Origin of the sequence: Nonomuraea sp. SYSU D8015 (assembly GCF_008065375.1) — a bacterium.
Lineage (GTDB): Bacteria > Actinomycetota > Actinomycetes > Streptosporangiales > Streptosporangiaceae > Nonomuraea.
Genome location: NZ_VJYI01000039.1, coordinates 42,053 through 58,547 on the forward strand (window position 1 = coordinate 42,053; position 16,495 = coordinate 58,547).

Genomic DNA, 16,495 nt, shown 5'->3' on the forward strand with positions numbered 1-16,495 from the left:
GTACGGCAGGTAAAGGTGGTGCGTTGTCCGAGAAGATGTTCTCCGAGGAGCAGCTGGAGCAGCTGCGCTCGTACCCGGAGATCACCAGCGATGAGTTGATCAGGTATTTCACGCCGACGGCGGCGGATGTGGCCTTCGTCGATCCGGGGAAGGGACGGGGCCGGTAGATCGGCTGGGCATGCTGGTCCAGCTGTGTACCCTGCCCTGGCTCGGATTCGTGCCCGACGACGTGACCGCAGCGCCGCCCGCGGCGGCGGCACGGGTGGCCGAGCGGCTCGGGGTGATCCCGGCGGCGCTGCGGCTGTACGGCAAGCGCGATCAGACCCGCTCGGACCATCTGGGCCTGATCGCCACGTATCTGGAGTGGCAGACCACCCCGGCGGGCTGCCAGGCGATGAAGGAGCTGGAGCAGTTCCTGCTGGACCGGGGAATGGAGCACGACTCGCCGACGCTGCTGTTCAACCTGGCGCGCGCGAGTATCTGATGGCGGCCAAGGTGATCCGGCCCGGCGTGCTCATCCTGGTCAAGATGGTCGGCACGGCCCGCAAGGCGGCCACCGATCTGACCGCTGAGGTCGGGAGCTCGCCCCGAAGTGTGGACACCGGCTGTCACGCAGCGAGCAGCACCTTATCGGTGGTTCGCTGTTCGTAGTCGATCGGGCTGAGGTAGCCGAGAGCGGAGTGCCTCCTGCGGGTGTTGTAGCGGGTGATCCACCGGAAGACCGCCAAGCGGGCCTCACGCGCTGAGGAGCAACCCTTGGCACCCTGCAGCGTCTCGCGTTTGATACTGGCGTTGAATGCCTCCGCGGCGGCGTTGTCGGCGCTGGAGCCGACGGCTCCCATGGATTGGCGCACGCCGAGTTCGGCGCAGACCTTGGCGAACTCGGCCGAGGTGTACTGGGCCCCATGATCGGCATGGAAGATCGCTCCGGCCAGGCTGCCGCGCGTCGCAGCGGCGGTCCGCAGCGCGTCGGTCACCAGCTCGGTGCGCATGTGATCGGCGATCGGCCAGCCCGCCAACCGGCGCGAGCCCAGACCCAGCACGGTCGCCAGATGCAGGAACCGGCCCTCACCGACGGGCAAGTACGTGATGTCGCCGACATAGCGCCGGTTCGGGACCGGCGCGGTGAAGTCCCGCCGGATCAGGTCCGGCACCTTCTGATGCGACGGCTCGGGCACCGTGGTGTGCACCTTCTTACGCAAGTGCAGCCCGACGATGCCGAAGCGGCGCATCACCCGAGCCACCCGCTTGTGGTTGAGCCTGCGGCCCCGGGCCCGCAGTTCGGCGGTGACGCGCGGACTTCCGTAGGTGCCGTCGAACGCGGCGTGGATCTGCCTGATCTCCTCCGGCGCGGCATCGGCCGCAGCGCGCTCCGCCCGGGCCGACGCCGCCTTGCTGGGAGGAATCGCGTGGACGAGTGGCCGCCCGGCTGAAGGCGGCGGTGGAACCGATGTTCCATCCGGACTCCTACGGGTATCGGCCGGGCCGGTCGGCGCTGGATGCGGTGGCCGGATGCCGGGAACGCTGCTGGTCGAACGACTGGGTGATCGATCTGACATCTAGAAGTTCTGCGATAGCGTTCCGTGGGAGCTCATCGTCAAAGTGGTGCGGGCCAACACCGATCAGCCCTGGATCGTCTTGTATGTGCAACGGTGGCTGGCCGCCCCGCTGTAGACGAGCGACGGCTCGCGGCCGAGCGTGATCACGGAACCCCGCAAGGATCAGCGGTCTCGCCCGTGCTGGCCAACCTGTTCCTGCACTACGCCTTCGACATCTGGATGGCGCGGAGGTTTCCGTTCGTGCCGTTCGAGCGCCATGTCGACGATGTGGTGGTCATTGCCGCAGCGAAGGCCAGGCCCGCATGCTGGCCGTGGCGATCGGCGAGCGGATGGAGCAGGTCGGGCTGCGGTTGCACCCGGACAAGACCCGGATCGTCTACTGCAAGCGGCCGTACTTCCTCACCGGCGACCAAGAAGGCGGCCTCCTGCGCGTGTGGGAGGCGTCGCGCCCGGACACTGGCGGCGCCATCGATGTCGAGCCCGTCCTTTTCGACGCGCATCGAGAAGGCATCGGCTGCCTCACGGCCAGTGCGTTGAACGGCCGCCCGGTCGTGCTTTCCGCCGATGGGGACGGCCACGTGGTGCTCTGGGACGTCCACGAGCAAACCATCCTCCGGGAGTTCGAGGAGAGCGGCATCGCCGTCAAGGGTGCGGCCCTGGCAACGGTGGACGGCCGCGTCCTGGCCGTGGTGGCCGCGTCCTGGCCGTGGTGGCCGGCTACAACCAAGTCATGCTGGGGAACCCCGGCACCGGGACGTGGGAAGAATCGATTGATGCGGGAGAGCAACTCGGCGACGAGGAGGACGAAGACGAGAACCCCATCACATGCATGGACGTCGGCGTCGCGGACGGCCGTCCGATCGCAGTGACCGGCTCGGAGAACGGCCTGGTGTGCGTGTGGAATCTACAGGAGCGGCGTCTCCTCCACGGACCGTTCACCGAGCACGCCCATGACGTGACAGCCGTCCGCGTGACCGACCTGGGCGGCCGCGTCGTTGCCATCACGGCGGGCAGGGACGGCTGCGTTCATGTGTGGCGCCTCTGACCAGGGCTATCGGCGTGAGAGCGGATCTCCCTGTCGGGGAGCCGAACCCGCTCGTGGCGCTGGCCTGAGGCTTGGTCGCGTCGTTAGGCAGGTTCTCATGCGTCGCGGCCTGGGGCGGTGGCGATCGGGTGATCCTGGCGGCGTTGGGCGGTGGTTCGTCCGTTACTGATCACTGCTGTAGTAGTACTTTGTTAGTTCGTTATGGCGGTCGTTGATGGCAGGTGGGGCAGCGACCGCTCCAGGTGGCTAACAGCACCTGGAGCATGTGCAAGATCTTGTAAAAGGTCAGGCCGCGCCAGCAGCTTTTTGGGCTGGTCAACCGCAGTTCAGTGAGGAACAGGTGGGCGGCTGAGACGAGGGTCACGTGGCGATGCCACCCGCTCCAGGAACGTCCCTCGAAGTGCGTCAGGCCCAGGCCGGTCTTGAGCTCGCGGTAGTCGTGCTCGATGCGCCAGCGGATCTTGGCCAGGCGGACCAGGTCCCGCAGCCGGATGCCGGCCGGCAGGGTGGACAGCCAGTAGTCGGTGGGCTCGGGCTCTCCGGGTGGCCATTCGGCCAGGAGCCAGCAGCCGGGCAGATGCCCATCACTGTTGCGGGGGATGTCGCTGTTGGCGGGCCGTACCCGACGGACCAGGAAGCGGGTGCGCAGTGTGGCGGCTGGGTTGCCCTTGCTCTGCTTGGTGCCCTGCCGCCAGCTCACCCGGCGCAGGCTGCTTCGTCCGGCGGCCAGGGCCAGCTCGCGCAGGCTGGAAGGCGCGCTGCGGTACTGACAGCCCGCGCTCGGTCAGGTCCAGCCGCAGCGCGGTCACATCGCCATAGCCGGAGTCGGCCACCACCATGCGGTGGTACCTGTCGCCAGGCGGCCAGTTCATCGAGCATCTCCAGGGCCTGCCAGTACACCGGGACAGCGGGGAAGGTGACCAACTGCCAGATCGCGGTCAGCGTGCACGCGGTCACCGATGCCTGCTCGGCCGCGTTGAACTGGCGGGGCCGAAATGTAGCTGTCCTGTTCGTTTATTGTCAGGCCGGTACGCATGGAGAGCTCGCGGAGGCTCATGTTGAGTGTCCGGGCGCCACGTGCCCGGCTCGTCGGGCGTCCGGTACGAAGGCCACGGCCACATGCTCTACATCTACGGCAACAGCGGCTGCGTCACCGCCCACGTCAACCGTTATCTGACGACCCTGAGGCTCCCTCCGCCGGGCACCACCTGCCAGGCGGCGTGCTGACGACCGGCCACGCGTCCCGATTCGCCGGCTCGCGTGCCGAGCGGGTCAGCGGGCGGCGATGCGGCGGACCGCCTGGCGCACGACCTCCGCCTGGGCGGGGGCGAGCCCGTCGAGGAAGGGCTCCATCGTCTCCACGCTCCCGTCGGGCACGCCGGACCCGTCATCGCCCAGCAGGTGGCTCATGCTGTAGTCGGCCAGCATCGCGGCCAAGGGCGCGATCCTGGGGTCGTCGGGCTCGGCGTCGGCGAGCTCGTCGAGCCTGCGGTAGAACTCGTGCCCGCGCGCCGTGACCTCGGGATCGGCGGCGAGCGCCTCCAGCATCGCGAACGCGTGTTCCCGCTCGGGCGCCGCCGCCACGCTGTCCATCAGCATCAGCATGTCGCGGTCCCACGCAGCCGCCTTCGACTCGGGCAGGTCCACCGCCTTCAGGAAGGCCAGCAGGTCGGGTGAGGCGGTGTCCTCCGGGCCGAGTGTCCCGGCCTCGGCCTGCCGCAGCACCTCGGCCAGGCGCCGGCGTCTGACCCGGAGCGCCTCCTCCTGCCTGGCCAGGTCGGCGTCGATCTCGGCCAGGATCTCCGGCAGCTCCTTGGAGCGGTCGTCGGCCATGACGTCACGCGCCTCTTCCAGGCTCAGGCCGAGTGCGACCAGGCGGCGGACGCGGGCCAGGGCGAGGGCGTCGCGCATGCCGTATTCGCGGTAGCCGTTGGCGCGGCGGCGCGGCTCGGGCAGCACGCCTTGCTGGTGGTAGTGGCGCACCGTCCGGGTCGACACCCCCAGCAGCGCGGCGAGCTCTCCGATCCGCATGCCCCAGTAAAAGCATCCCTGTGCTGTGAACGTCAAATCGGGGGAGGGGAGGCGCCGGGCCGGAAATAAATCAGTGGCATTCCCATGACGCCCCCGATTACCGTGGTTCACGTCGCACACCGAAACGTCAGGAAAGGCCGGTCATGCGCTACGCAGCCACCACACTCGAGCAGGAACGGCACCTCTTCCGCCGCACCGGTGTGTACGGCTGCGCGCTCATCGGGCCGGCTTCGGGGTAATCCTCGCGGAGGAGGATCCGGAGGCCGCCAGGGACGCACCCGGGCGGCCTCCGTCGTTTCCGCGGGCAAACAATTCTTGGGCTGATGGTGAAAAGGCATCACACCTGCCTTGCAAGCAGGAGTTCGGGTTTCGAGATCCCGTCGGTCCACGCCGCAGAGGCCGAACTGGTAAGGCAGCTGGCTTCCAACCAGCAGGACGGGGTTCGAGTCCCCGCTGCGGCTCGTCAGAGCGTCCGTGGCCCAATGGCAGAGGCACCGGTCTAAGGAACCGGACGGTGCGGGTTCGAATCCCGCCGGACGTACTGAGCCGCCGTAGACGAAAGGAAAAGTCACCAGACTTTCAATCTGGAAATCTGCGGGTTCGAGTCCCGTCGGCGGTACGCAGCACGGCCTCATAGCTCAATGGAGAGAGCGCCGGCCTACGAAGCCGGGTCCGTTGCAGGTTCGAATCCTGCTGGGGCCACCGACAATTCAATATCCGGCCTGTAGCTCAGAATGGTCAGAGCACCGGTCTCACACACCGGGCGTCGCAGGTTCGATTCCTGCCGGGCCGACGATTGCTCAAGGCGCGAGCTGGGCACCTGGAGAGCCCACCCGGCTGTAAACCGGACGCTTCGGCTGTGGCGGTTCGACTCCGTCCTCGCGCACGTTCCGCGCGGCCATCGTGGGGGGTCGAGGCGGGCTTGGCGCAGTTCGCCGGTGCGGGGGTCGAGGAGGAACTGAGCAGCAATTAGCGGTGGCGAATGCGGGCTGTCACTGGCCGCGGAGGTCGTCGATGGAGGGCGGTGGCGGAGGGGATCCGGGGGCAGTGGCGTGCGCCGGGACGGCCCCGCCGAGGTGGCCGTCGGCGATCTCGATCCAGGTGGGCAGCCACCTGACCGCGATCCAGAGCAGGGACCGGGCCGCGAGCGCGCGGGTGGCGCCGCCCTCCGGCGCGACCACGCCGCCGAGGGCGGGACCCACCTGGATCCTGACGGTGCCGTGCAGGTCGGTGAACGTCCGGGCCCACGCCAAGTTGCGGCGGAGCAGGGAGGCCAGAGCCGGCGCCGACACGCCGGGCCCGGGCCGGTCGAGGTTGTCCAGACAGGCCGTGGGGGTCGGCCTCGGCCCGGGCGAGCAGGTCGCGCTGGGCCGGGGGTGTGCAGACCACGTAGGCCCTCGGGGAGGATCGATCGGACTTGGGCGCTACGCCGAAGGGGGCTTGCATTGGTAGCTGGGTACAGCTCCCACGGACGCGCTCATCGCCAGGGGCGTCACTCGCACCGACCTGGGCCGGCCCGTGGAGGCCGAATGGGTGTGCCATCCCACGGAAGCGGGCGAGCACCGCGTTCGGCGGCGGCACCGTGACATGAGGCTGGACCGTCGATGCGTTGCCGCGTGCGCCTCGATCTGTCGGCCCTCTGCGCCAGGATGGCCCCATGCGCTCGGTAACCGATGAGGAGCGCCGCGCCCGGTTGGGCGTGCGGCACGCTCTCGCACCCACGGCCAAAGCGGCCTCTCCCGAGGAGGCCGCCCGCGCGGTGGTGTGTCTGCACGCCACCGACCCGCCGAGCGTGCACCTGTCCTGCTGGGCACGGGTCGACGCGCTCGACATCGACGACGTCGAACGGGCGTTCCACGACACACGCTCCCTCATTCGACAGCAGTCGATGCGAGAGACCCTGTTCGTGTTCCCCCGCGATCTTGTGCCGGCGGTGTGGGGAAGTGCCTCGGCCCGGGTGGCCGCGGCCCATCGCAAACGACTGGTCAGGGACCTCCAACGCTGGGGGCCGGCCGGTGAGGGGCAGGGAGCCGCATGGCTCGCGACTGCGGAAGAGGCGGTGCTGGCATGCCTGGCCGACGGCGTGCCGCGGACGTCGAAGCGGGTACGCGAGGAAGTGCCCGAGGCCGCCGGTTTCATCGAGCAGGCTCCGGACAAGCCCTGGGGAGGACGGATCGCGATCGCTCCGCGAGTGCTCACCCAGCTGAGCCTGGACGGCGCGGTGTCGCGCGCGGCCAACGCTGGAGCCTGGTACACGAGCCGCCCGACATGGACGACGACACAGGCGTGGTGGGGGGACGAGGTGCCCGAGGCGCTTGCGGCGCGGCAGGGCTATGCCGAGTTAGTGTCCCGGTGGCTGTGGTCCTACGGCCCCGGCACCGTCGACGACCTCGCTTGGTGGCTCGGCGCCACCAAGTCCGCAGTCCGCACCGCGCTGGACGACATCGGCGCGCAGCGGGTGTCCCTGGAGGACGGCTCGGTCGGGTGGCTGCGCGCGGACGACCTCGCCCCGGTCGTCGCCGCCGAGCCGTGGGTCGCGCTCCTGCCGTTGCTCGATCCGACCGTGATGGGCTGGAAGGCACGCGCCTTCTACCTCGGTGCGCACGCACCCCAGTTGTTCGACAGTGCCGGCAACGCCGGGACCACCGCCTGGGTCGACGGACGCGTCGTCGGCGCATGGGTGCAGGATCCCGGCGGTGTGGTCGAGCTGCGCCTGCTTGATGACGATGTCTCCCCGCAGGCCCGCGAGGCGTTGGCGGCCGAAGCGCGGCGGCTCAGTGCGTGGCTCGACGGCCAGCGGGTGTTCACCGTCTACCCCTCACCGGCCGTGCAGCCCGGCGCCGGGCGTTGACGCACAGGGGCCGCGGGTGGGCCGGGGGCCTGGGGCGGTGCGTGTTTCCTCCGTGTCCGCTGCTCCGTGTCCGCTGCTCCGGGCACCGCCCGATTCTGCGCCCCTGAATACCGTTGCGCGGGTCACGAGGGCTCTTGGGTACCGGCGGTGAGGCGTCGTCCCCAGGCGCGCATGTAGGCGATGGCTCCCGGTGGGCCGTGGACCACGACGGGGGCCTCGAGCGCTCCAATGCAGAAGGTGGCCCAGTCCAGGGAGTCGGTGGCGATCTCCACCCGGCACGAGGTGTCGTCGATGGGTTCCACCGTCCCGTAGTGCGCGATCTCCTCCCGCACCCGTTCGGCGGGGGCCCCGACCGTGGCGCGGACGGGATACCTGGCGGGCATCGGCCTGATCCGGGCGCGCACGTACTCGACGGGATCGTCGGCGGGCAGGGGGCGGGGAGCGAACGTCGTGCCGGTGCGGCTCGCATCACCGATGCGGTCGACGCGGAAGGTGCGCCAGTCGGCCCGGTCGAGGTCCCAGGCGATGAGGTACAGGCGGTTCTCGACGCGGACGATGTGGTGCGGGTGGACTGTCCTGGCCGCGGTCTGACCGGTGCGGGTGCGGTAAGCGAACTTCACCGTCTCGGTGTCGCGGCAGGCCAGGGCGAGGGTCGTCAACGAGGCGACATCGGTGATGTCGACGCGTGCCTCGGGGTTTCGCGCCGGGACGGCAACGGCGCGGAGGCTGTCGATGCGGCGTCGGATCCGCACGGGAAGCACCTGGACGATCTTGGCCATGGCGCTCAGCGCGGCGTCGGCTGACGTCGGGAAAGGGCCGGAGGTGATCTCTTGAAGCCCCATGACGATGGCGGCGGCCTCGTCCTCGCTGAGTACCAGGGGCGGGAGCGAGGCGCCGGGGCTGAGTTGGTAGCCGCCGCCGGTGCCCCGTGTGGCGGTGATCGGATACCCGAGCTCCTGGAGGCTGTCGATGTCGCGGCGGAGCGTGCGCTGGCTGACGCGGGCATCGACCTCTCCGTGGCGCACGGGCAAACGGTCGCCGTTCTCGGCCCAACGGCGCGGGCAAGAGCACGCTCATGCGGATGCTCTCGACGCTGCTCCCACCCACGGGCGGCGCCGCGCGCGTCGCCGGCTTCGACGTACGGACCCAGGCTCCGCTGGTGCGCGAGCGCATCGGCTACGTCGGCCAGGGCAACGGCGCCGGGCACACCCAACGGGCCCTGGACGAGGTCGTGACCCAGGGCCGCATCTACGGCCTCGACCGGGCCGCGGCCCGCGCCCGAGCCGCCGAACTGCTCTCGGCGCTCGGTCCGGAACAGTTGGCGCGCCGCAAGACGCAGGCGATGAGCGGTGGCCAGCGACGGCGCCTCGACCTGGCGATCGGGCTGGCGCACCTCCCAGCGTTGATGTTCCTGGACGAGCCGACGACGGGCCTCGACCCGCAGAACCGCAACAACCTCTGGGACCACATCATCGGGATCGGCGCCGCAGCGACATGACCGTCGTCTTCAGCACCGTGCACCAGACGGTCCTTCCCGCTGATGATCCTCTCCGGGATGCTGCTCCCCCTCGATGAGGGGCCGCAGTGGATCCGCGTCCTCGCGCAGTTCAACCCCCTCACCCACGTCGTCGAGGCCGAACGCGACCTCTTCGCCGGACAGATCGCGACCCCCGACGTCGGCTACGGATTCCTCGCCGCCGGCACGACCGCCGTCCTCGGCTTCGTCCTCGGGCTTCGCGCCCTGCACGCCAGCACCGACTGACAACACCCGCACGAAGGGACCCACGAACATGCGCATCCTCGTCACCGGAGCGACCGGCCAGGTCGGGCGGCACCTCGTCGCGCAACTCCACGAAGCCGGACACCACGTCCGCGCACTCTCCCGCACCCCCGCCAAAGCCGACCTCCCGACCGGTGTCGAGGTGGTGGCGGGCGACCTCACCGATGCCGCCACGCTCGGAGCAGCCTTCGAAGGGGTCGACGCGATCCACCTGATCACCTTTGGCGGCGACCACGACCTGACCAACGGCCCCGAGATCATCGACCTCGCCGCACGCCACGGCATCACTCGGGCCACAGTCCTCAGCGGCTGGTCGCCCACCAGCATCGAAAGCGCCCTGGAGTCCAGTGCGATCCGCTGGACCCTGCTGCAGCCGGCGGAGTTCATGTGCAACGCTCTCGAATGGGCCGATGAGATCCGCTCCCAGGGCACCGCGTCCATGCTCGCCACCTTCCCCAGCTGGCCACCAGGCCGCCGCCCCACCACGCCACGACGGGGATCTTCGCCTGGGCTTCGATCAGGCGCGCGTTGGCGGCCGAGTGAGTCTCGGCGCCCCGGCACATCCAGCGGATCGGTGGTCAGGAAGGTCCTCAGGAACCGGACCGTGCACAACTGCAGGCCGACCCCAGCCGCATGTGATCGCCCCGCCGCTTCGCGACCAGCTCGCGATCGCCCGTGCACAGAAGGAAGAACCGCTCCAGCTCCGCCTGGGCCGGCTCTCCCACGAAGCACCCGTACGCCGCCGCCTGCTCGTCCGTCAGGAACTCAACCGCCACATACCGTCATCGACATCGACCAGGCGTCGCTACCGCTAAGTCCTGTTCAGCTCCTCCTCGACCCCCGGTGCGGAGGGAGGCCTGCAACGCCGTCCGAGCGAGTTCGACTCTCGCCTGCGTCTCGACATCCCGCCGGCCCCGCCTTGACAAGATCCGGGCACGCGCGTGTAATGGCGGTCGCGTCGCGTGACGCCGGCCGGGTGGACGGCGGCGGCATGGAGGCGCCGAATCAAGGGGGATGACGCCGTGACCTACTCAATCGGTCGTGCCTGAGCACGTAGCGCCCGCGCGTCGTCCCATGCCTTCGGCGGTTTAGTCGGCCCGCCTTCTCCTCCGGCATGCCGTGCGGGTTTCCCATGTCATCGACCTTAAATCCGCCCGGAGTGAAAACACGCATGCCCATGAACTTCAACCAGCAGATCATCGACGAGTTCCGCGCCAACCAGGGGCAGGTCGGAGGCCCCTTCGAGGGCGGCAGGCTGCTCCTGCTGACCACCGTCGGCGCCAGGACCGGCGCACCTCACACCACCCCGCTCGGCTACCTGCCCGACGGCGACCGCCTCCTGGTCATCGCCTCGGCCGGCGGCGCGCCCGCGCATCCGGCCTGGTATCACAACCTGCGCGCCAACCCCCAGGTCACCGTGGAGGTCGGCACCTTCACGCAGCAGGCGAAGGCGGTCGTGCTGGAGGGCGAGGAGCGCGATCGCCTGTTCGCCCGCGCCGTCGAGCAGGACCCCGGATGGGCCGAGTACGAGTCCAGGTCCGGCCGCGTCCTGCCGGTGGTCGCGCTCCTCCCGATCGACGGCGGACCGCCCGCAGGGCCCATGGGCGACGCGCTCAAGACCATCCACGACGCCTTCCGCAGGGAGCTGGCCCTGATCCGCAAGGAGGTCGCCGCCTCGGGGCCGCGCGTGGGCGCGCAGCTGCGGGTCAACTGCCTGACCCTGTGCCAGGGCCTGCACGTGCACCATTCGCGCGAGGACGGGTTCATGTTCCCCGCCCTGGAAGGCCGCCATCCGGAGCTGGCTCCGGCGCTGGAGCGGCTGCGGGCCGAGCACGTGACCGTCCAGCAGCTCCTGGAGCGGCTCCAGGAGCTGCTCGCGGCCGACGACATCGCCCCCGAGGCCCTGCTGAGCCAGGTGAACGAGCTCACCGGGGAGCTGGAGTCGCACCTGGACTACGAGGAGGAGCAGCTCGTGGCGCTGCTCAACGGCGGGTAGCCCGCGCGGCCGGGGACGTGCCCAGCGCGCCCAGGTGGGATGGGCGCGCTGGAGCGCAGGTCAGGACGCCCGGCGAGCATGCCCTCGTTCCGAATATACTCCTGCGCTTTTCTCCTGGTCAGCGCCCTGCGCGAGGCGGAGCCCGGCCGGCAGCGGGAAATTCCCCGGTACGGGGTGAAACAGCCGGGCGCGTTCGGACACGTATGGAGTGAAGGAGCCCCGGACGAGAGGCAGCAGCGTGGCCCCCCGTGATCGCAAGCAGCGTTTCGAGGAGATCTACGCCGCGCACTATCCCGACATCCTCGCCTACGTCCGGCGGCGTACGGACTCGCACGACGACGCCGCCGACGCCCTCGCCGAGACCTTCACCGTCGCCTGGCGCCGCCTGGACGACGTGCCCGAGGGCGGCAGGTCGCGCCTGTGGCTGTACGGCGTGGCCCGCCGCGTGCTGGCCAACGGCCGGCGCGCCGAGACCCGCCGGGGTGAGCTCGTCGAGCGGCTCGGTCAGCAACTGGCCCTGTGGGCGGAGGCGACCGGACCGGACGCCGACGACGAACTCGGCGACGTGCGGGAGGCGCTGCGCCGCCTGGCTCCCGACGACCGGGAGGTGCTGTGTCTGGCCGCCTGGGAGGGGCTGGGCTCGGACGAGATCGCCGCGGTCCTGGGCTGCTCGCGCGGCGCGGCCCGCCTGCGGCTGCACAGGGCCCGCAAACGCCTGGTCAAGGAGCTGAAGGCGGCCGGGCTCGACGTAGCACGCCACGGCTTTCGCGCGGTCGCGCTGCAAAGGGAGGCGCTGTGATGAACGACGTCGATCGCCTCGTGGCGCGCGTCGCGCCCGACCCGGGGCCGGGTACGACGCCGCTGGCGTGGGAGCTGATGGAGGAGATCACCTCGCTCCCGGTGGCCCCGCCGGCCCGGCCGCGCCGCCACCGCCGGTGGCTGGCCGTGCCCGCGATCGCGGTGCTGGCCGTGGTGCTGAGCTGGATCTTCCCCGTCACGGTCGGCATCGGCCCCGCTTCCGCGGCTCTGGACATCAGGCAGGACGGCGGATACTACGTCATCACGGTCAAGGACCTCATGGCCGATCCCGAGGTCTACCAGGCCGAACTCCAGGCCCGCGGCATCAACGTCAAGCTCAAGGTCGTGCCCACGTCGGCGAGCATGGCGGGCGGCATGACCGTGCTTCACGACGTCGACCGCATTCACCGCATGCGGCCGGGTGAGTCGGTGCCCGCCGAGGGCCCCATCCACTCCATCGCCGGCCCCGGCCCCTGCAGGCGGTTCGACGGCTGCAAGGTCGGTCTGAAGGTCCCGGTCGACTACAAGAAGGAGGCCGAGGTCACGCTCGGCCGCGAGGCCCGCCCCGGCGAGCCGTACGAGATGCGGCCCCGTATCGACTGGCCCGGCGAGCCCTTCGACTGCGTCGACTACGTCAACAAGACCGTCGCCGAGGTCGTGCCGATCCTGCGGCAGCGCGGTGTGACGGCGACCTTCAGCACCCTCCCCGCCAAGCGCACTCCATCCACCGGCTGGCACGTCTACGAGGGCTACATGGCCTCGGCTGATGAGGCGGTGCTGTACGTCGGCCCCGAGCCGAGCCCGCACGCCCGGCCGGTGACCGTCTTCTGCTCGGACAAGCGCGACTGACCGGCGCCTCGCCCCACTTTTCCCCTTCACCGCCATGCGTTCTGTTCCGCGTGCGCGGACTCCCTCACGACGATCGGATCCACCGTGCTCGCAGACACCCGCGTGGCCGCGCCGCCCCGCCCGCCCCCTCTCGCGGGCCACCGCCTGTTCGCGGCGCTCCTCGCACTGGCCGCCGGCCTGCGGGTGGTGACGATGCTCGGCTACCGCCCCGCCCAGCTCTACTGGTACGACTCCTTCACCTATCTCGACACGGCCGTGCACCTGGCGCCGTCGGCGGCCTTCCACCCGATCGGCTACCCGTTGCTGCTGAGGGCGCTGTTGCCGTTCCACAGCGTGGAGGCGATCGCGGCCGTCCAGCACACCATGGGCCTGACCGTCGGTGTCATGATCTACGCCGTGCTGCGCCGCCACGGCCTGCCCGGCTGGGGCGCGGCCCTGGCCACCGTTCCGGCCCTGTTCGACGCGTCGTTCCTGCGGCTGGAGCACGCCGTGCTGTCGGACACGCTGTTCATCTTCCTGGTGGTGGCGGGCCTGACCGTGCTGATGTGGTCGCCGGACGTGTTGCCGATGCGTGCCGCGACCGGGGCGGGGCTGCTGTTCGCGCTGGCCGCGCTGACCCGGACGATCGCGCTGCCGTTGTTCCTGCTGGTGCTGCTCGTGCTCGCGGTCCGGCGGGCAGGGTGGCGGCGCCTGGCCGCGCTGGCGCTGGCCGGGACGCTGCCCCTGGCCGCCTACGCCGCCTGGTACGCCGCCCATCACGGCCGTTTCACGCTCAGCGGCGCGGACGGAGTGGCGCTGTGGGCCCGGACGATGACCTTCGCCGACTGCTCGGTCATCGACCCGCCGCCCGATCTGGCCCGGCTGTGCCCGAACGGGACCGTGCTGGACGCGGCCTCGGAGTACGTGTGGGCGCCGACGTCCTCCCTCAACCAATTGCCCGGCGACCGGTTCGCGCACAACGACCTGGCCCGCGCGTTCGCCGTCGACGCGATCGCCGCCCAGCCCCTGGACTACCTGCGCGAGGTGGTCCGCGACACCTCCATCGCCTTCTCCTGGACCCCGATCGCCCACCCGGCCCGCACCACCCCGGCTTTCGGCTTCAAGCACGGCCGGTGGCCGCTGCCCGGCCGGCCGCTGGTGGAGAAGGTGAGGAAGGAGTACGACCCGGACCTTCGCGGCCTGTCGTCGGTCGGCCCGTACGCGGACGTCCTGATCGCCTACCAGTACGCCGCCTACCTGCGAGGCCCGCTGCTGGCGGCGATCCTGCTGCTCGGCGCGGCGGGTGCGGTGCGGCGCCCGCGCGTGGCGCTGCTGCCGTGGGCGGTGGCGATGGGCCTGCTCGTCGGCCCGGTCGCGATCCTGGACTTCGATCACCGCTACGTGCTGCCCGTCATCCCGGTCGCCTGCCTGGCCGCCGCCCTCGCCGTCACCCGTCCTCCCACATATGGGATAAGCTCCCAGATGTGAGAAACGCCGAAGAGCTGGACGTCCGGCTGGCCGAACGGCTGGCGGCGCTGCGCGTGGAGCGCGGCTGGTCGCTGGAGGAGCTGGCACGCCGGGCCGAGATCAGCCGCTCGACCCTGTCACGCCTGGAACGCGGGGAGATCAGCCCGACCGCGGCCCTGCTCAACAAGCTGTGCGCAGTCTACGAGCGGACGATGTCGCGGCTGCTGGCCGAGGTGGAGTCCGAGCCGCCGCAACTCGTGGAGGCCGGGGAACAGCCGGTGTGGCAGGACGAGGCGTCGGGCTTCGTGCGCAGGTCGGTGTCCCCGCCGCATCCCGGGCTGCGCGGCGAGATCGTCGAAGGCACCCTGCGGCCGGGTGCGGACATCGTCTACGACCAGGCCCCGGTCCCCGGGCTGGAGCAGCACATCTGGGTGCTGGAGGGCACGCTGGAGATCACCGCGAACGGCCGCCCGCACACCGTCGGACCCGGCGACTGCCTGCGCTTCCGGCTGTGGGGCGCCTCCCGCTTCCGCTGCCCTGGCCCCGCCCCGGTGCGTTACACCCTCTTCGTCGTCCTGCCGTGAAAGCCGAGGAACCTCCTATGCACACGATCGCCCGCCTGTCCGCCGAGGAGTTCGAGTCGAGCGTCAAGGAGCTGGCCGACCTCCTGGTCGACGCCGTGGACGACGGCGCGTCGGTGGGCTTCCTGGCGCCGTTCGGCCACGAGGCGGCCGCCGCCTGGTGGCGGGCCCAGGCCCCGGCCGTCGCCGACGGCACCCACATGGTGTGGGCCTGCCGCGACGGCGGCCGGATCGGCGGCACGATCAGCCTGGTCCTCGCCGCCAAGCCGAACGCCCGCCACCGCGCCGAGATCGTCAAGCTCATGGTCCACCGCGACGCCCGGGGCCGCGGCCTGTCGCGCGCCCTGCTGGCCACCGCCGAACGGGCCGCGCTCGCCGCCGGCGTGGACCTGCTCATGCTGGACACCGAGACCGGCAGCACCGCCGAGCACGTCTACCTCACCGGCGGCTGGACCCGCTACGGCATCGTCCCCGGCTACGCCGCCTCGCCGGACGGCGCCTTGAGCGACTGCAGCTTCTTCTTCAAGCGGCTCACTGCAGACTCTGCGTGATCTCGTCGAGGTCGGCCAGGCGCCGGGCGGGCGACAGGCGGGCGGCCGTGGCGACCAGCAGCAGCTCGGTCACGGCGATCTCGTGGACCAGCGGCGCGATCGGCCCGGCGGCCTCGCGCGGCAGCCGGACCAGCACTTCCGCCTCCCCGGCCAGCGGCGATCCCCAGGCGTCGGTGACGAGCACGAGCCGCGCGCCCCGGCCGCGGGCGGCGCGCACGAACCGCGCCGTGGCCGAGGAGTAGCGGCGGAAGTCATAGGCCACGATCACATCGGAAGAGCCCAGGTCGAGCACGGTACGGGCACGCGCCTCGGCGGATCCGGGCACGGGGTGCGCGCCCGGGCGCAGACCGGCCAGCTGGCGGATCAGGTATTCGGCGGCCAGCTCGCTGAGCGGCCCGCCCAGGGCCCACACGGTCCTGGCCCCGGCGAGCAGCGCGGCCGTGGCCGTGAGCAGCGGCTCGGGGACGGCGGCCAGTGTGCCCTCCAGCCCGGAGCGGAGGTCGTCGGCGGCGCGGCGCAGCCGGGAAGGCGCCGGTGAAACGTCCGTTTCGTGGGTGACGTACTCGTGCAGCCGCGACCGGCCGCGCGCCCCGTCCCTGACGGCGGCCTGGAAGTCGGCGAACCCGCCGTACCCGAGCCGATCGAACAGCCGTGACGCCGTCGGCGGGCTGACCCCGGCCCGCTCGGCCAGCGCCCGCAGGGAGCCGAGCGCCGCGAACGGATAGTCGTCGAGCAGCACCCGCACGATCGCCCGCTCGCCGGGCGGCAGCTCGGCGTAGACGGCGCTGAGGCGGCTCGCCACCGGGTCGTTCTCCATGATGACAAATGTTACACCATCGCCGTATACCGCCATGAGCGAAACGGATGTTACGGTGCGGTCATGACTATCTGGCATGGCTTGATCAACAGCGGCTACCGGCGCTGGCTGCCGGTCACCGACGACACCCCGGCCGTCTCGCTGAACGAGGGCAACACCCCGCTGCTGCGCTCGGCGCACCTGTCGGAGCT

At 70.8% G+C, this 16,495-nt stretch carries 18 protein-coding genes, 7 tRNA genes and 5 pseudogenes; 22 read left to right on the forward strand and 8 right to left on the reverse strand.

The window, feature by feature from the left end; all coding sequences use genetic code 11:
- Positions 1 to 23: 23 nt before the first annotated feature.
- A complete protein-coding gene (locus ID574_RS56335) occupies positions 24 to 167 on the forward strand; it encodes a DUF4158 domain-containing protein (protein ID WP_188197332.1) in 144 nt (47 codons plus the stop codon).
- A gap of 11 nt (positions 168 to 178) precedes the next feature.
- Complete coding sequence (locus ID574_RS56340; RefSeq protein ID WP_188197333.1) at positions 179 to 484, forward strand: DUF4158 domain-containing protein; 306 nt, start codon at positions 179 to 181, stop codon at positions 482 to 484.
- A 124-nt stretch (positions 485 to 608) separates the two neighbouring features.
- Here the strand turns inward: ID574_RS56340 and ID574_RS56345 are convergent.
- Positions 609 to 1,400, reverse strand: a pseudogene (locus tag ID574_RS56345) (IS3 family transposase); the annotation flags it as partial.
- A gap of 359 nt (positions 1,401 to 1,759) precedes the next feature.
- The gene (locus ID574_RS56350) at positions 1,760 to 2,158 is read right to left on the reverse strand and encodes a hypothetical protein (protein ID WP_188197334.1); all 399 of its coding nucleotides are present in this window, start codon (positions 2,156 to 2,158) and stop codon (positions 1,760 to 1,762) included.
- A gap of 110 nt (positions 2,159 to 2,268) precedes the next feature.
- Here ID574_RS56350 and ID574_RS56355 point away from each other — a divergent pair, with 110 nt between their 5' ends.
- Entirely contained in the window at positions 2,269 to 2,604 is a 336-nt protein-coding gene (locus tag ID574_RS56355; RefSeq protein ID WP_188197335.1) for a hypothetical protein, read from the forward strand.
- Positions 2,605 to 2,905: 301 nt separating this feature from the next.
- On the opposite strand, the pseudogene ID574_RS62605 reads toward ID574_RS56355, so the two are convergent.
- Positions 2,906 to 3,498 (reverse strand): annotated as a pseudogene (locus tag ID574_RS62605) (IS701 family transposase); the annotation flags it as partial.
- On the opposite strand from ID574_RS62605, the pseudogene ID574_RS63295 reads away from it, so the two are divergent.
- Positions 3,497 to 3,592: pseudogene (locus ID574_RS63295) on the forward strand (transposase); the annotation flags it as partial. The pseudogenes ID574_RS62605 and ID574_RS63295 overlap by 2 nt on opposite strands.
- A gap of 74 nt (positions 3,593 to 3,666) precedes the next feature.
- Entirely contained in the window at positions 3,667 to 3,831 is a 165-nt protein-coding gene (locus ID574_RS56365) for an alpha/beta hydrolase (protein ID WP_188197336.1), read from the forward strand.
- Between the two features lie 45 nt (positions 3,832 to 3,876).
- Here the strand turns inward: ID574_RS56365 and ID574_RS56370 are convergent, their stop codons facing one another.
- On the reverse strand, positions 3,877 to 4,635 hold the full coding sequence (locus ID574_RS56370) for a MerR family transcriptional regulator (RefSeq protein WP_188197337.1): 759 nt from the start codon (positions 4,633 to 4,635) through the stop codon (positions 3,877 to 3,879).
- A gap of 317 nt (positions 4,636 to 4,952) precedes the next feature.
- Between ID574_RS56370 and ID574_RS56375 the strand changes: the two genes are divergently transcribed.
- From ID574_RS56375 to ID574_RS56405, 7 genes are all read left to right on the forward strand, one after another.
- Positions 4,953 to 5,023 (forward strand) — tRNA-Ala (locus tag ID574_RS56375).
- A gap of 1 nt (position 5,024) precedes the next feature.
- A tRNA-Gly gene (locus ID574_RS56380) sits at positions 5,025 to 5,096 on the forward strand.
- Positions 5,097 to 5,103: 7 nt separating this feature from the next.
- A tRNA-Leu gene (locus ID574_RS56385) sits at positions 5,104 to 5,176 on the forward strand.
- Between the two features lie 4 nt (positions 5,177 to 5,180).
- Positions 5,181 to 5,254, forward strand: a tRNA-Glu gene (locus tag ID574_RS56390).
- A gap of 8 nt (positions 5,255 to 5,262) precedes the next feature.
- Positions 5,263 to 5,337, forward strand: a tRNA-Arg gene (locus tag ID574_RS56395).
- Between the two features lie 16 nt (positions 5,338 to 5,353).
- A tRNA-Val gene (locus ID574_RS56400) sits at positions 5,354 to 5,428 on the forward strand.
- Between the two features lie 12 nt (positions 5,429 to 5,440).
- Positions 5,441 to 5,521: transfer RNA gene (locus ID574_RS56405), tRNA-Tyr, on the forward strand.
- A 106-nt stretch (positions 5,522 to 5,627) separates the two neighbouring features.
- On the opposite strand, the gene ID574_RS56410 is transcribed toward ID574_RS56405, so the two are convergent.
- A complete protein-coding gene (locus tag ID574_RS56410; protein WP_188197338.1) occupies positions 5,628 to 5,927 on the reverse strand; it encodes a hypothetical protein in 300 nt (99 codons plus the stop codon).
- A 365-nt stretch (positions 5,928 to 6,292) separates the two neighbouring features.
- On the opposite strand from ID574_RS56410, the gene ID574_RS56415 reads away from it, so the two are divergent.
- Positions 6,293 to 7,486: a winged helix DNA-binding domain-containing protein gene (locus tag ID574_RS56415; protein WP_188197339.1), complete on the forward strand. Its 1,194-nt coding sequence runs from the start codon at positions 6,293 to 6,295 to the stop codon at positions 7,484 to 7,486.
- A 122-nt stretch (positions 7,487 to 7,608) separates the two neighbouring features.
- On the opposite strand, the gene ID574_RS56420 is transcribed toward ID574_RS56415, so the two are convergent.
- Positions 7,609 to 8,511, reverse strand: coding sequence for a helix-turn-helix transcriptional regulator (locus ID574_RS56420; RefSeq protein ID WP_188197340.1), 903 nt, complete (start codon positions 8,509 to 8,511; stop codon positions 7,609 to 7,611).
- 56 nt (positions 8,512 to 8,567) lie between these two features.
- On the opposite strand from ID574_RS56420, the gene ID574_RS56425 reads away from it, so the two are divergent.
- The 3 genes and pseudogenes from ID574_RS56425 to ID574_RS63300 form a co-directional block, all read left to right on the forward strand.
- Positions 8,568 to 8,984: an ATP-binding cassette domain-containing protein gene (locus ID574_RS56425; protein WP_262496184.1), complete on the forward strand. Its 417-nt coding sequence runs from the start codon at positions 8,568 to 8,570 to the stop codon at positions 8,982 to 8,984.
- A 42-nt stretch (positions 8,985 to 9,026) separates the two neighbouring features.
- Positions 9,027 to 9,248 (forward strand): ABC transporter permease, encoded by a 222-nt coding sequence (locus ID574_RS56430; protein ID WP_188197342.1) that lies wholly within the window; start codon positions 9,027 to 9,029, stop codon positions 9,246 to 9,248.
- Between the two features lie 28 nt (positions 9,249 to 9,276).
- Positions 9,277 to 9,564: pseudogene (locus ID574_RS63300) on the forward strand (SDR family oxidoreductase); the annotation flags it as partial.
- Positions 9,565 to 9,821: 257 nt separating this feature from the next.
- Here the strand turns inward: ID574_RS63300 and ID574_RS56440 are convergent.
- A pseudogene (locus ID574_RS56440) lies at positions 9,822 to 10,042 on the reverse strand (DUF4158 domain-containing protein); the annotation flags it as partial.
- Positions 10,043 to 10,437: 395 nt separating this feature from the next.
- Between ID574_RS56440 and ID574_RS56445 the strand changes: the two are divergent.
- The 6 genes from ID574_RS56445 (at position 10,438) to ID574_RS56470 (ending at position 15,487) form a co-directional block, all read left to right on the forward strand.
- A complete protein-coding gene (locus ID574_RS56445; RefSeq protein WP_188197344.1) occupies positions 10,438 to 11,262 on the forward strand; it encodes a nitroreductase/quinone reductase family protein in 825 nt (274 codons plus the stop codon).
- Positions 11,263 to 11,500: 238 nt separating this feature from the next.
- The gene (locus ID574_RS56450) at positions 11,501 to 12,061 is read left to right on the forward strand and encodes an RNA polymerase sigma factor (protein WP_188197345.1); all 561 of its coding nucleotides are present in this window, start codon (positions 11,501 to 11,503) and stop codon (positions 12,059 to 12,061) included.
- Positions 12,061 to 12,909, forward strand: coding sequence for a hypothetical protein (locus ID574_RS56455; protein WP_188197346.1), 849 nt, complete (start codon positions 12,061 to 12,063; stop codon positions 12,907 to 12,909). The genes ID574_RS56450 and ID574_RS56455 overlap by 1 nt, the downstream gene beginning before the upstream one ends.
- Positions 12,910 to 12,993: 84 nt before the next feature.
- The gene (locus tag ID574_RS56460) at positions 12,994 to 14,376 is read left to right on the forward strand and encodes a hypothetical protein (RefSeq protein ID WP_188197347.1); all 1,383 of its coding nucleotides are present in this window, start codon (positions 12,994 to 12,996) and stop codon (positions 14,374 to 14,376) included.
- Positions 14,373 to 14,939: a helix-turn-helix domain-containing protein gene (locus tag ID574_RS56465; RefSeq protein ID WP_188197348.1), complete on the forward strand. Its 567-nt coding sequence runs from the start codon at positions 14,373 to 14,375 to the stop codon at positions 14,937 to 14,939. The genes ID574_RS56460 and ID574_RS56465 overlap by 4 nt, the downstream gene beginning before the upstream one ends.
- A gap of 17 nt (positions 14,940 to 14,956) precedes the next feature.
- Positions 14,957 to 15,487 carry a GNAT family N-acetyltransferase gene (locus ID574_RS56470; RefSeq protein WP_188197349.1) on the forward strand — a complete coding sequence of 177 codons (531 nt, stop codon included), beginning with the start codon at positions 14,957 to 14,959 and terminating at the stop codon, positions 15,485 to 15,487.
- On the opposite strand, the gene ID574_RS56475 is transcribed toward ID574_RS56470, so the two are convergent.
- Positions 15,468 to 16,304: a MurR/RpiR family transcriptional regulator gene (locus ID574_RS56475; RefSeq protein WP_188197350.1), complete on the reverse strand. Its 837-nt coding sequence runs from the start codon at positions 16,302 to 16,304 to the stop codon at positions 15,468 to 15,470. The genes ID574_RS56470 and ID574_RS56475 overlap by 20 nt on opposite strands.
- Positions 16,305 to 16,495: the final 191 nt, after the last annotated feature.